Genomic DNA, 12,547 nt, shown 5'->3' with positions numbered 1-12,547 from the left:
ATTGTTAGTCAGACGGTTTTATAAAATGCCGAATTACTGACGCTCAGTTCGCATACCCATCAATAAGCTCACACACATTGCAAGCAGAATGAAGGTAAATGGCAGTGCTGTAGAAATGGCACCGGCCTGAAGAGCTTGAACCGCCTCGGAGCCACCAATCCATAGCAGAGCAACCGCAATTGCACCTTCCATGAATGCCCAGAAGACACGTTGAAGTACAGGTGCATCGACTTTACCACCTGCCGTGATACTGTCGATAACAAGTGAACCAGAGTCAGAAGACGTAATGAAGAACACAAGTACCAGCACAACAGCGATGATAGAAAGCATGCTACCAAATGGAAGAACATCAAACATTTGGAACATAGCAAGTGATACGTCAGTCAAGCCATTTGTGCCCAGCTCACCTACTTTATCAACAACTTGCTCGATCGCCAGGCCACCAAATACAGACATCCAAACAACGGTAACCGCAGTTGGAACCAGTAGAACTGCTGTGATGAACTCGCGAACGGTACGACCACGAGAAACACGCGCGATGAACATGCCTACGAATGGCGACCATGAAATCCACCAAGCCCAGTAGAACACTGTCCAGCCTTGGAACCAAGCTTCGTCCGTACGACCAAACGGGTTACTTAGTGGGATGATATTCTCTACATATGCCATAAGTGTGGTTGGAATCGAACCTAGGCTCGCCGCCCAACCGATAAGACCAACAAGGAGAAGTAGCAAGAACGCCACAACCATGTTGATGTTACTAATGACTTTAACACCACCATCGATGCCGCGTACGACTGAAACAACAGCAAGTAAAGTCACCACGGTAATAACGACGATTTGCAGACCTAGGCCTGGCTCAACACCAAATACGTGATGAATACCACTTGCTGCTTGCTGCGCACCTAGACCTAGGGATGTAGCAAGACCAAATAAAGTCGCAAGCACAGCCAGAATGTCCACAATGTGGCCAGCCCAACCCCATGCACGATCACCCAGAAGTGGGTAGAAGATCGAACGCATAGATAGCGGTAAACCTTTGTTGTAGGCAAAGAATGCTAAAGAAAGTGCTACAACACCGTAAATTGCCCATGGGTGAAGGCCCCAGTGGAACATAGTTGCACCCAGTGCCAATCTCGCGGCTTCTGGTGTATTTGCCTCAACACCAAGTGGCGTTTCATACCAACCGGTGAAGTAAGCGACAGGTTCTGCAACACTCCAGAACATTAAACCGATACCCATACCAGCTGCAAATAGCATTGCAAGCCATGACATAAACGAGTAATCGGCAACAGCGTCTTTACCACCTAGTCGGATCTTACCCATTGGTGAGACGATAAGCGCCAAACAGAAAATAACGAAAATGTTACCTGCAATAATGAACAACCAATCGAATGAACCAATAATTTTCCACTTCAGCCCATCAAGTGCCGTCTTTGCGGTATGTGCATCTAGAACTAATGCAGCGACAAGAAACAGCGCAATTAAACCTGCACTAATACCAAAAACTGGGTTATGAACATCAAAACCCCATTTTTGAACGTTGTCCTGACCTACCGTATAGTCGGTACTATCGATACTGTACTTATCTATACCCTTTGTCATCGTTCCTCTCTATTTTTGTAGTGTTTTTACGTACCAAACAAAAAAATCTTTCGAACACGATACGTTTTGCATTCCGTGAAGGCGCAAGATCCTATCATTTGACACGTTTTTGTCTATCTTTTTGCTATTAAAAAATCCAATAACTTACTTTTCACTGTGTGATTACGGCCTTTGATAGAACAAATCACTACTACAATAGTTAGACCACAAACATTTATTGCTATAATAATTTTAGCTCTTCTTATTTTGTCGAAAAGGCGCGACAAAATGGTATTGAGGACACGGCGTAAAATTGTAGAGGTAATTTTTGATTTCCCCCCTTTAAATAAGGGCGCATTTAAGTTAGTGTCGCCTCGATAAATGTTCCCTACAGACTGGATGAATAAATTGGAAAAGTACGAAGAAGTATTGGTCTCGATTCGTCAGATCATCCGCGCTATTGATTTACATTCTAAAAAGCTGAGCAAAGAGTCTGGATTGACTGCTCCACAGTTGATTTTGATGCGCGCTATCAATGACTTAGATAACGTGACGATTAAACAGTTGTCTAGCCACACTAACATGAGCCAAGCGACCGCAACGACCATTCTAGATAGACTAGAACGAGGCCAGTTTGTTGAGCGTCAGCGCAGTGTTCAAGACAAGCGTAAAGTGCATGCTGTACTTACGAGCAAGGGTCAAGAAGCCTTAAAACAAGCACCAACGCCGCTGCAAGAGCACTTCATTAATCGATTCCAAAAATTGGAAGAATGGGAGCAATCCCTTCTACTATCTTCCGTTCAACGCATCTCGACGATGATGAATGCAGAGGACATCGATGTTGCTCCAATGCTAGAGCTTGGTAGCATTACCAAAGCCGATTAGTTTCGCTCCCACGTGCTCGCTTTTTGCGGGCACTACTCTCCTACTCAGTCAACCCAGTTTCAAACGCATATTTTGCTAACTCTGCCGTCGAATGTAAGTCTAACTTGTGCTTAATGTTATGGCGATGCGTCTCTACCGTTCGATAACTAATATTGAGTAAAGTGGCGATTTTCTTGCTGCTGTTTCCTTGAGCAACTAATTTAAGTACCGCTTCTTCCCTGCGGCTGAGAGGATTCGTTTTTTGCGTGGCAGGCACCACTTCTTGGGTAAAGAGTGTTTGTGTGACTGATTCACAGAAATACGTCGAGCCTTGGTTCACCGTTTTTATTGCTTGCACCATTTTCTCGGCCGAGATTTCCTTGAGCATATATCCTACGGCACCAGCTTGCATGACCTTCATGATGTATTCGCGATTATCGTGCATGGTCAACATAAGTATTTTGCTCTCTGGGCGCGCTTCTTTAATTACACCAGTCGCTTCAATACCGTTCATTATAGGCATGCTGATATCCATCAATATGACATCCGGTTGCAAGTGCTTTGCGACCTCTATCGCTTCCAAACCATTACTTGCTGTACCCACCACTTCGATGTCAGGCTCTAACTCCAAACGAGCCATGAAGCCATCCAACACCACTTGATGATCATCGACAATCACTACACTAATCGGTTTATCCATAAACTATTTCATCCAAATTAAGCAGCACGGTAATCTCTGTTCCCAAGCCAAGCTCACTCATTAGCTCAAATTCACCACCGATGAACTCTACACGCTCTTGCATGTTCCTTAACCCAATCCCTTGTTGGTGCACTGCTTGGTTAACCACAAATCCAACCCCATCGTCACGTATGAGTAATTGCAGCATATTGCCCATTTTTTGCAAAGTAACCGTTACTTTTTTCGCTCGCGCATGTTTTTCAATGTTATTCAAAGACTCCTGAGCGACGCGATATAGCGTCGTTGCGACTTCCGAAGTCAGTTTGTGCTGCTGAGTATCGAAATTGCTCTCGATATCAATCCCAGAATGGGAATGAAAATCCTGTAGCAAGGTCGTCAGTGCTGCTTCTAAACCGATATCATCGAGGGCGCTTGGACGGAGCTGATGAGAAATATGCCGCACCTCATTTATCGCGGTGACGAGCGATCGTTGTGATTTATCTAAGTGGGATTTGAGTTTTTCGTCTTCAAGTCTATGACTCATTAAGTCTAAATGACATTTACTGGAGACTAACAACTGATTGATTCCATCGTGCAGTTCTCGCGCTAAATGCTTTTTCTCATCTTCTTGGAACATCACGGTTTTATGTGCCAATTCTTTCAGGTTCTTATCAGCGAGGCGATGCTCGTGCAGATTGATCGCCAAAGTGAGAACAATGATTACAGCAACGGTCACCGCTAAGATCACGACGACTGAGAAAAATGTCGTTTCGATATTTTTGTTCACTGCCGCGCGCATATTGGCGACTTCTCGGCTGACATCCTCAATATACAGCCCAGTCCCTATCATCCATTCCCACTTATCGAGCCATGCAGCGTAACTAAGCTTAGGGACAACTTCACCTGTAGATGGCTTTTGCCACAGGTACTGATGAAATCCACCACCTGATTGCGCTTGATACAATAAAGCTTCGATTAAGCGATCGCCATTTTCGTCTTCAAGATAGAGTAAGTTTTCCCCGACAAGCTCCGGAAGAACTGGGTGTACAAGGTTGGTACCATATTTATCATAAGCAAAAAAATAGCCGTCCGACCCATAACTCAAACGATTTAAAATCGCTTTCACACGCGTTTTGGCAACACTCTCTTCTAAAGTCGGATCGTTGTAGATGTAAGAAATGGAGTCAAAAGCGACGTCGACCGTATCTTTCAGCGCCGCTTCTTTTGATTGGATCAAGTTTTGATGAAAGATCTCCACCTCCCTTTTGCCAAGGGTCTTGGTTTGATAGATAGAGATCCAGCTGATACTCGCTGACACCAATACCACGGGTATCAGTGTCAGCAGAATTAACTTTGCTTTGAGAGGCATCCCTTCCCTCCATGAAACGCTGCCTTTACAGCTTACTATCTTAGCAGTACAAACGAATCGATTGTGTCTGCATAGACATAATTAACAGCTTAACAACTTGTCTCAAAAGGTAAAAACTCTCAGTTCACAAAATCTCTTTATTATCGAGTGATTAACTCATACCGTAAAAACCTGGGAAAAACAGCAAAGACGCCAACACAACAATCTGAATCGCGATGAATGGCATCACACCTTTGTAGATATCTCGCGTAGTAACCCCTGCTGGAGCGACACCTTTTAGATAGAACAAACTAAAGCCAAATGGCGGTGTGAGGAACGACGTCTGTAAGTTCATCGCAATAAGAATCGCAAACCACGTCATATTAATGCCCATCAATTCAGCGACTGGCGCAATAATTGGCACGATGATAAAACAGATTTCAACGAAGTCGATAAAGAAACCTAAAATCAGAATCACCACCATGGTAATAATAAGGAATCCCCACTTTTCACCCGGCAGTTCTAACATCCACTCTTCAACTAAATAATCACCACCAGTGTAGGTAAATGCCATTGAAAAGGCGGTCGCACCAAGTAAGATCGCAAAGACCATTGCGGTTACTTTAACTGTCTCTTTTGATGCATCATAAATCATCGACCAACTAAACTGTTTATACAATAGTGATAAAATTATCGCACCTGCACCGCCCAGTGCCGCTGACTCTGTTGGTGTTGCAATCCCTGCAAAGATGGAGCCCAATACCACGATGATCAATGCTAAAGGTGGCAATACAGCTTTCAGTGCGGTGAGCACTTCTTGTTTACGACTGATCGACTCATCGCGCTCTATCGCCTGTGCGGCTTGAGGGTTCAACTTCGCGTAGATGAGAATATAGATCACATAGGCGCCAACAAGTGTAATACCGGGCCAGATCGCAGCTTGAAATAGGTCCCCTACCGGTACGCCAAGTACATCACCCAACAAGATCAACACGATAGAAGGTGGGATAATTTGGCCCAACGTGCCAGACGCACAAATAGTCCCACACGCTAAACCTTTGTCGTAATTGTACTTGAGCATCACAGGAAGAGATATTAAGCCCATCGCAACAACTGATGCGCCTACCACACCCGTTGAAGCCGCAAGCAATGCGCCAACTAACACGGTAGAAATAGCGATACCACCGCGAACGCCACCGAACAAACGCCCCATTGATTCTAGTAGCTGTTCAGCAAGCTTCGTTTTCTGTAGCACTAGCCCCATAAAAACGAACAGCGGTACGGCCATTAGCACCGTATTTTCCATAATGGACTGAATTCGATATGGCATAAAAGCAAACATCTCGATGCCTTCAGCCCAAACACCAAAAATCAGCGCGATACCACCAAAAGTAAAGGCAACGGGAAATCCCAATAGAAGCGCAAAGAGCGCAACAAAAAACATCACTATACCGATCATAATGACTTCCTTTTACGACTTACCGTTATTACCGGCATAGATGAGATGAGGGTTGACAATTTTGTTGATTGAATGAAGTAACAATCCAATACCACTCACCGCCATAAAGAAAAATGACAGCGGAATCATCGCTTTGATAATCCAACGATATGGTAAGCCACCTGGGTCACCAGACGTCTCGCCTAACGCGTAACTTTCCTTGGCGAAATCAATACCAAACCAAGCTACCAGTAGGCAAAAAGGGAATAAGAAAAATAGTGTGCCTATGATGTCGATGATGGATTGTGCTTTGTAAGATAAGCGTTCATAAAAAATGTCGACGCGAACATGGCCACCGGACTTAATTGCGTAAGGCACACCAAGCAAGAACACGGCAGAGAATAGATGCCATTCCATTTCTTGGAATGCGATAGACACATCATTAAACACGTAACGCATGACAACGTCGTACACAACGTTTGCTAACAACAAAATAAACAGGATGCTGGATAACCATCCGAGAAAATCGCTAAAGCGGTTAAATAATCGCTCAATATAAATAAGACTTCTCATTCCGAACTCCGTGGAACGTTTAGATGCGCTCCGCTATGGTGCGGAGCATTCATTATGAAGTTTTCTTGGGCTTCGATAGCAGGCTAAACCTCTCGGCATCGCCTGCTTCATAACGTTATTGTTGAGCTTGACTGTTTAAGTACGCTCGGTGCGAAATATCTGACCATGGTCGAACTTGATTCATATAGTTCGCTTGCGACTCTTGAATCTCTTTCGCCAAAGCATCTTTTTCTGCATGTTCTTTCAACAAACGATCGTTTGCTTCTCGCAACGCAACTACGACTTCAGGTGGGAAATCTTTTACTTCAACATTTGGGTATTCAGACTTAATAGATGCCCAGTTTTTGCCGCTTTCGTGTTTCGATTGCGTGTACATATCGTAAGCCGCCGTTTTCATGGCTACTTGCAAAATCGCTTTTAGATCATCAGGTAGACGATTCCAGGTACGCTTGTTAACGAGGAACTGAAGCTCAGTCGCTGGCTCATGCCAACCTGTGTAGTAGTAAGGCGCGATTTTGTGGAAGCCCATACGTAGATCCAGCGATGGACCAACCCATTCCAAGGCATCAATTGTGCGACGCTCTAGAGAAGTATATAGCTCACCAGGGGCGATATTCGTTGGCTTGGCACCTAACTCAGCCAAAATCTCACCAGCAAACCCTGGGATACGCATTTTCAAACCCTGTAAGTCCTCGACGGACTTGATCTCTTTTTGGAACCACCCGCCCATCTGAGTATCGGTATTACCGCCAGGGAAAGACATCAAGTTATGTGGAGAGTACACTTTTTCCATCAGCTCCATACCACCGCCGTAGTAAAACCATGCATACTGCTCAGTTGGCAACATACCGAAGGGCATAGAAGTGAAGTAAAGTGTGTTTGGAACCTTACCCTTCCAGTAATAAGACGCTGAGTGACCCATGTCATACTGACCCGACTTAACCATATCAAACACCCCAAAAGGCGCTTTATGCTTGTTTGCGGAATCAATGCGGATTTGCAAACGTCCGTTGGACATCTCTTCCGCCATTTTGGCCATGTTTTTTGTGGTATCACCAAAAATTGGGAAATTAGGCCCCCAAGTTTCAGCAAGCTTTAAACGATAGACTTTTTCAGCAGCGTTTACAGAAGTCGCTGCGAGTGCCATCGCGGCAGCGACAGCGGTTGTTTTGAGCACTCGTTTTAAAGATTTTTGGATTAGACTCATCGTTCACGTCCTTTATCACCAAGGTTATTGTTGTCATCCATTTCATTAGGATTGGCTGTATTCGGTATAAAAGATGTAACAATGTTGTCTAATGCGAAATGGGCATGAACACGGAAGCGAGTAATTCATCAATAAGGCATTAGCCTAAGGTATTACGTACAAGTACGTAGGACAACCGTCATGACAAAAGACTGTTAATAGCAAAATCAATAAATTATATTTTTATCTATGAATAAAAATAAAAGACAATACGTACGTATTTTTCTGCCAAAAAATTTACATAGTATTTAAGAAAATGTGACAAACCACTTATTGGCAGTGTTAAAGTCAGTACTTAATGCATTATTTCCAATACCAAGATAAAAAAATACCTCGGCATCGGCCGAGGTATTCAATCTAGAACGGTAGCGGTAATTAAACTGCTTTGTAGATAACTTTGTTACCTGCTAACTGCTCTTTTTGAACTAGGTTTTCTTCAAGAAGCTTCTTTAGTGCGCCAGTAGCCCATGATGCCGCTTTAGTATCTTCTTGACCTGCAGCTAGACCGATGCCTTTAGGGTTAATACCTTCAGCATTCGCCATAACGATGTCTAATACTTGTTGTTGCTTAGGAGTAAGGGCAACATCAACTGTTTTCACTGCAGCTACTTTTTTATCAGCTACTACTTTCTCCGCAACAGCTTTTTCAGCAACAGAAGGTGCTACTGCTTTTTCCGCAACAGGCTTCACTGCTTTAGGTGCTGCAGCTAAGTTTGCTACTGTCGCTTTAATGCGTTTTTGCAGTTTCATCTGCACTTTACGCTTATGAGCAAGTCTCATTGAATATTTCTCCAGTTCACTGCATCTCAGCAGGGATGAAAATTTGAAGCGCGTTTTATACCAAAATTCACAAGCAATTTGTAGGTTTTAGCGGCGAAACGCGATGAAAAATGCGCTCAAAGCATAGAACGTCTACTATTTAATCAGATATTTTATGAACGGATTTATTGAATACTGGGTATAAAAACAGAGGTTTGTTTTATTTTAAATGCAAATCAATGCACATAAAGCTACCCACTTATTTTTGGACAAGTATTCGATGAGGTTATAAGCATGGAAACGCTGCACCTAACAAATTCACATTTCAAACCCGACTCCCCTATCAACAGAATACTTTTGTTGCTTGTTGCACTCATCACTTTGTTTTTGGTTGCCATTTCTCCGGGATGGAAGCAAGCCATGTTGTCGGTCATTTTGATGTCTGCAATCGTTGGTTTCGCCATCTTGATGATTAAGAAAAGCCAAGTCACTTTTACGCTGACAGCTTCTCACTTTCAGCAACACCTTTTTAAAGGAGGTTGGGTCGTCCGATGGCGAAATATTGAGTCAATCGGTATTTGTAGCTACCAACAGGAAGGGTGGCACCAACCGCTACCTTGGATCGGTATTCGTCTAAAACACTACTCGCCCTACTTAAATTCAATCTGCCCTCGTATAGCGACAGAAATTCTCCTCAGCCAGCGAGCACTGCTTTACTTAGGCGCGAAACAAAATCAGTGTGAAGATAAGTTTGAGGATATAGTGCTTGACCCTAAACCGTATATAAACAGAGATGGGATTGAGTACAAAGGTTTGTTAGCGATGCTCGCCAACCGGATGAAGTATCAGAGAGGCTTTTATGGCTACGATCTATTTATATCAGCAAGTGATCTAGATCGTGAGGCTGAGGATTTTGTGGGACTGACTCGGCGATACTTAGCTGCCGCCGAGCCAGAATAATGCTTAGTACACGCACTTTTAGTAAAGCGGCATCTCGTCAGCAACGAACGGGTTAGTTTTACGCTCATGACCGAAAGTCGATTGAGGGCCGTGACCAGGGACAAACGTGACATCATTGCCTAAAGGCCACAATTTCTCTTTGATAGAACTAATCAACGTATTGAAATCACCTTGTGGGAAGTCAGTTCGACCAATGCTACCGTTAAACAAAACGTCACCCACAAACGCTAAACGCGCTTCTTCACTGTAAAGCACAACGTGACCTGGTGTATGACCAGGTGTGTGGAATACGTTCAGCACTTGATTACCAAAAGTGACAGTGTCACCCTCATTTAGCCATTGGTGCGGTTCAAACGCTTCTGTCAGCGGGAAACCAAACATTTGGCTCTGACCTTCCAAACCTTGCAACCAGAAGTTATCTGCCTTGTGAGGACCAACAATCTCTGTACCGCCAAGCAGTGCAGACAGCGGTTCCGTGCCACCTACGTGGTCCAAGTGACCGTGTGTTAGCACTAGGTTTACCACGTCAACACCCAGCTCTTTGATAAGCATAGCGAGCTGCTTTTCATCGCCGCCTGGGTCAACCACAATGCCTTTCATGGTTTCGTCACACCAGACAATAGAACAGTTTTGAGAGAAAGATGTTACTGGAACAACTTGGTATTTCAGAGCCATAGATAACCTATACCGAATAAATTTGCGTGAAAACTGCCGCAACTATGACACTAAGGCCTATCGACTTCAAGCTTTGAACTGTGGGTAATCGACGACGTTCTGAGACTAGAAACCTTGTCTCAACTGGCACTACCAGGAACGAACAGCACCCGTATCGATATGAACAAAGTTACTGCCTGGATAATAACCCACGCCACCGGCTTTTAGGCTTAAGGCAGCATCACGAACTGTTGAAAGCTTCACACCGTCTAAACGGAAATCAATGGCCTTTCCTTCCATGTGCATGCTCTTTTTCGCTACACGAGAAGACCCGTTGCGCAGCGAGGCATTAGTGGCAGGAGAACGGTAACCTGAAATGACGATCACCTCTGCTTCTGTACCAATTAACTTTTGAATTTGACTTATTTGATCGAACAAGCGTCTATCCATGGGATGAACCTCATTTCGTCGATGGTCTCGACAAAACTCATTCAGCCTTTGCAGTTCATCATTAATGTATCGTTTTCCATCGAAATAGCATGTTTCGAGGATCTCTCCAGTATTAAGGTTGTTCATCGCCAGCGCACGTGGCTCGTCAAGGAGTGAAGCCCAAGAAAATGATGGCAGGGCAGACGCCAACACCACACCACCAGCGGTCATTTTAAGGAAATCTCGGCGGGAAAAGTTACGACTTACCATTTCAAAATACAGTGCTCAACAACTAGACAAGTCGTGGACATTAACCAAACACATTTGTCACGTCAAATGCATAAAATGCTCCATCTTGATTTTCAGATGCGGTAATTATTGATTAATTATTGAACGAAAAGAGAATTCTTCGTTTTGTAAATTTTCCTTAAAGATTTCAACTGCGGTGATCGTACTTATAGATATCATCACGGTAGTAAAGCGTTCCCTCTTCCAACCATGCTGTTTGATAAATGATGTGTACTTGAATGCGCTCTCCCAAAGGAACTGACGTGTTAGACCGACGAGAACTTTCTCGCTTTTTCGCTAAACGTTCTTCCAGCCCCTGAGTTTTGAACAGAAGTTCTGCTAACTGGTCTGCATGTTCTACACGAACACATCCTGAGCTGAATGCGCGTCTGTCCTGTTCAAACAAGTTCTTACTTGGCGTGTCATGCAAATAAATAGCTTGTGGGTTAGGCATATTGAACTTGTACAATCCCAGTGCATTTTGTAAGCCCGACGCCTGTCGCATACGATAAGGAAATGTTCTCGGATTCACCGTTGCCCAATTGATGGTTGTAGGGTCAATAATTTCGTTCGAAGTCCAAGACCGAATGATTTGAATGTTATGGTTAATCAAATACATCGGATTAAGTTTTACTTTAGGAATAATGTCTTTAACCATGATAGTCCAAGGCACGTTCCAAGTTGGGTTGAGAATAACTGAATCCAATGCCACCGACATGATGGGTGTTTTTCTTGATGCTCTCCCTACCACAACTTTAGACTCAAACAAGGGTTGACCGTCATGCCAATACGTGACTTCGTATCCAGGCACGTTAACAAAGACAACATTATCCCTTTCTTTCGACCAAATTCTTGAACGCTCAGAATTCAACGCCAGCAGATGCAATCGCTCTTGAGGAGAAAAGTTGATCCATCGAATGGTATTCGGGCCGATAACGCCATCTTCTTTCAAACCATGAATACGCTGGAACTCTTTTATCGCAAGCTCTAATTGTTCGTCATATTCTTCAGTGACTAAATCCAAGTAAGAAACATCTACGCCTACGATCTCCATTCGCTCAATCAATAGGGGTCTGTTTTCTAATATATCGCCAACACGTGCTAGCCCAGTTTGTTGATAGGCAGGATATTGGTACTGAGAATGTTCCGATAGCGAAGAATAGGCGGAGTAGAAAGCATCATCTGTTTGTAATGGAGACCGGAGACTTGCCAAAAACTGACCAAGTTTGCCAACCGTAATCTCATTACTCAGAACCGATAAAGTATCGATGCTAGGAGCGGGTAACGTAACATGGGCTTTGTCTGTAAATAGCCAATTAATCCCTTCTTCGGGGAGTTGCTCAAGATAACTAAGGTACATCAAGAGTGAATCTGTCATCACTAAATCGAAGTCGAGATTATCTCCCTGCCACCTTACTTGGTTTATCCGGTGAAGTTGATTTTCGAATTCATCGGTGACATCCGCAAGTGCAACCAGGTTTACTTGAAAAAGAAACTGCTCAATATCACTTTCATTTTCCCAGTTCAAACGGTAATTGGTGCTTTGATACAGTTGATCAATCACCTCTGGATAATGGATCATTTTTTCTACAGACAGCTTTTGTACCGCTCCCTCTTGCTCGACTTGCGCTGAAGCTTCGAGAGAAACGACGGTGGAAAAGCTGCAAAACGGCACCAGAAGTGCCGTCATGATTAAAACCCTAGCAAACACTGAAATGATCCTTG

At 43.8% G+C, this 12,547-nt stretch carries 12 protein-coding genes; 2 read left to right on the top strand and 10 right to left on the bottom strand.

Going from position 1 to position 12,547, the window contains the following annotated elements; genetic code table 11:
* Positions 1-33 precede the first annotated feature (33 nt).
* Positions 34-1,605, bottom strand: coding sequence for a BCCT family transporter (locus R7127_RS13280; protein WP_005376879.1), 1,572 nt, complete (start codon positions 1,603-1,605; stop codon positions 34-36).
* Between the two features lie 387 nt (positions 1,606-1,992).
* Between R7127_RS13280 and R7127_RS13275 the strand changes: the two genes are divergently transcribed.
* Positions 1,993-2,469: a MarR family winged helix-turn-helix transcriptional regulator gene (locus R7127_RS13275; RefSeq protein ID WP_005376877.1), complete on the top strand. Its 477-nt coding sequence runs from the start codon at positions 1,993-1,995 to the stop codon at positions 2,467-2,469.
* Positions 2,470-2,509: 40 nt separating this feature from the next.
* On the opposite strand, the gene R7127_RS13270 is transcribed toward R7127_RS13275, so the two are convergent.
* The 6 genes from R7127_RS13270 to R7127_RS13245 all read right to left on the bottom strand — a co-directional run bounded on the left by R7127_RS13270 (position 2,510) and on the right by R7127_RS13245 (position 8,512).
* Entirely contained in the window at positions 2,510-3,148 is a 639-nt protein-coding gene (locus R7127_RS13270; RefSeq protein ID WP_005376875.1) for a response regulator, read from the bottom strand.
* Positions 3,141-4,496, bottom strand: coding sequence for a cache domain-containing protein (locus R7127_RS13265; protein WP_005386831.1), 1,356 nt, complete (start codon positions 4,494-4,496; stop codon positions 3,141-3,143). The genes R7127_RS13270 and R7127_RS13265 overlap by 8 nt, the downstream gene beginning before the upstream one ends.
* A gap of 151 nt (positions 4,497-4,647) precedes the next feature.
* On the bottom strand, positions 4,648-5,934 hold the full coding sequence (locus R7127_RS13260) for a TRAP transporter large permease (RefSeq protein ID WP_005376871.1): 1,287 nt from the start codon (positions 5,932-5,934) through the stop codon (positions 4,648-4,650).
* A gap of 12 nt (positions 5,935-5,946) precedes the next feature.
* Positions 5,947-6,486, bottom strand: a complete 540-nt coding sequence (locus R7127_RS13255) for a TRAP transporter small permease subunit (RefSeq protein ID WP_005376869.1) — start codon at positions 6,484-6,486, stop codon at positions 5,947-5,949.
* A 115-nt stretch (positions 6,487-6,601) separates the two neighbouring features.
* Positions 6,602-7,693, bottom strand: coding sequence for a TRAP transporter substrate-binding protein (locus tag R7127_RS13250; protein ID WP_033905641.1), 1,092 nt, complete (start codon positions 7,691-7,693; stop codon positions 6,602-6,604).
* Between the two features lie 414 nt (positions 7,694-8,107).
* Entirely contained in the window at positions 8,108-8,512 is a 405-nt protein-coding gene (locus R7127_RS13245) for a hypothetical protein (protein WP_005376863.1), read from the bottom strand.
* A gap of 273 nt (positions 8,513-8,785) precedes the next feature.
* Here R7127_RS13245 and R7127_RS13240 point away from each other — a divergent pair, with 273 nt between their 5' ends.
* Positions 8,786-9,451 (top strand): DUF2982 domain-containing protein, encoded by a 666-nt coding sequence (locus R7127_RS13240; protein ID WP_005386825.1) that lies wholly within the window; start codon positions 8,786-8,788, stop codon positions 9,449-9,451.
* Between the two features lie 18 nt (positions 9,452-9,469).
* Here the strand turns inward: R7127_RS13240 and R7127_RS13235 are convergent, their stop codons facing one another.
* The 3 genes from R7127_RS13235 to R7127_RS13225 all read right to left on the bottom strand — a co-directional run bounded on the left by R7127_RS13235 (position 9,470) and on the right by R7127_RS13225 (position 12,512).
* Positions 9,470-10,126 (bottom strand): MBL fold metallo-hydrolase, encoded by a 657-nt coding sequence (locus tag R7127_RS13235; protein WP_005376855.1) that lies wholly within the window; start codon positions 10,124-10,126, stop codon positions 9,470-9,472.
* Positions 10,127-10,255: 129 nt separating this feature from the next.
* Positions 10,256-10,804: a DUF882 domain-containing protein gene (locus R7127_RS13230; RefSeq protein ID WP_033905642.1), complete on the bottom strand. Its 549-nt coding sequence runs from the start codon at positions 10,802-10,804 to the stop codon at positions 10,256-10,258.
* Positions 10,805-10,970: 166 nt separating this feature from the next.
* Positions 10,971-12,512 (bottom strand): L,D-transpeptidase family protein, encoded by a 1,542-nt coding sequence (locus tag R7127_RS13225; protein WP_033905643.1) that lies wholly within the window; start codon positions 12,510-12,512, stop codon positions 10,971-10,973.
* Positions 12,513-12,547: the final 35 nt, after the last annotated feature.

The sequence above is a fragment of the Vibrio sp. 1159 genome (genome assembly GCF_033340395.1).
Taxonomy (GTDB): Bacteria; Pseudomonadota; Gammaproteobacteria; order Enterobacterales; family Vibrionaceae; genus Vibrio; species Vibrio alginolyticus.
Note: the sequence above shows the minus strand (reverse complement) of the source record. Positions and strands in the feature narration are given on the sequence as shown.

What these genes read in the sequence shown, in the direction of transcription:
- R7127_RS13280 (WP_005376879.1), bottom strand. Translation starts at nt 1,605, where the DNA reads ATGACAAAGGGTATAGATAAGTACAGTATCGATAGTACCGACTATACG.
- R7127_RS13270 (WP_005376875.1), bottom strand. Translation starts at nt 3,148, where the DNA reads ATGGATAAACCGATTAGTGTAGTGATTGTCGATGATCATCAAGTGGTG.
- R7127_RS13265 (WP_005386831.1), bottom strand. Translation starts at nt 4,496, where the DNA reads ATGCCTCTCAAAGCAAAGTTAATTCTGCTGACACTGATACCCGTGGTA.
- R7127_RS13260 (WP_005376871.1), bottom strand. Translation starts at nt 5,934, where the DNA reads ATGATCGGTATAGTGATGTTTTTTGTTGCGCTCTTTGCGCTTCTATTG.
- R7127_RS13255 (WP_005376869.1), bottom strand. Translation starts at nt 6,486, where the DNA reads ATGAGAAGTCTTATTTATATTGAGCGATTATTTAACCGCTTTAGCGAT.
- R7127_RS13250 (WP_033905641.1), bottom strand. Translation starts at nt 7,693, where the DNA reads ATGAGTCTAATCCAAAAATCTTTAAAACGAGTGCTCAAAACAACCGCT.
- R7127_RS13245 (WP_005376863.1), bottom strand. Translation starts at nt 8,512, where the DNA reads ATGAGACTTGCTCATAAGCGTAAAGTGCAGATGAAACTGCAAAAACGC.
- R7127_RS13240 (WP_005386825.1), top strand. Translation starts at nt 8,786, where the DNA reads ATGGAAACGCTGCACCTAACAAATTCACATTTCAAACCCGACTCCCCT.
- R7127_RS13235 (WP_005376855.1), bottom strand. Translation starts at nt 10,126, where the DNA reads ATGGCTCTGAAATACCAAGTTGTTCCAGTAACATCTTTCTCTCAAAAC.
- R7127_RS13230 (WP_033905642.1), bottom strand. Translation starts at nt 10,804, where the DNA reads ATGGTAAGTCGTAACTTTTCCCGCCGAGATTTCCTTAAAATGACCGCT.
- R7127_RS13225 (WP_033905643.1), bottom strand. Translation starts at nt 12,512, where the DNA reads ATGACGGCACTTCTGGTGCCGTTTTGCAGCTTTTCCACCGTCGTTTCT.